Below are 543 nucleotides of genomic sequence, written 5' to 3'. Positions count from 1 at the left end.
GAAAGATCGCTGATGGAGTAATCGCCGGTATCATACATCCGGCGAAGCTCTTTTTGCTGACGTTCAGAAAGCTTGGGTTTCTTTCCGCGTAGTTTACCTTTGTCGCGTGCAACGGCCATCCCTTCACGAGTACGCATCCGGATCAGATCGGCTTCAAACTCCGCGAAAGTCGCAAGGATGTTGAAGAACAACTTGCCCATTGGATCAGACGGATCGTGAATACTGTTCCCAAGTTGAAGCTTCACGCCACGGGATGCCAGGCTGTCGCCAATAAGCCGTGCATCAGGGACAGAGCGGGCCAGTCGATCAAGCTTTGGTACGACCAAAGTATCGCCACTACGAACAGCCGCCAGTGCCTGGTCAAGGCCGGCCCTTTCCCGGTTCGTGCCGGTGAAGCCCTTGTCGGTGTAAATACGATCGGCAGAAACACCGAGTTTGAGCAGTTCCTGATGCTGGGCCGCGAGATCCTGTTTGTCCGTCGAGCAGCGGGCATAGCCGATCATTATGTGTGTCATACGGGAAAGTGTAACGTATAAGGCCCCA

General features: G+C 54.1%; 1 protein-coding gene. It reads right to left on the bottom strand.

Translation table 11 applies throughout. The features are described from left to right. Positions 1-515, bottom strand: a 515-nt coding sequence (locus tag KP705_RS16640; RefSeq protein WP_215765054.1) for a recombinase family protein, incomplete at its 3' end; no start/stop codon positions are given. Positions 516-543: the final 28 nt, after the last annotated feature.

This window comes from Gluconobacter sp. P1D12_c (assembly GCF_018812105.1).
Lineage (GTDB): Bacteria > Pseudomonadota > Alphaproteobacteria > Acetobacterales > Acetobacteraceae > Gluconobacter > Gluconobacter oxydans_A.
This window is presented reverse-complemented; position numbering and strand designations above follow the sequence as displayed.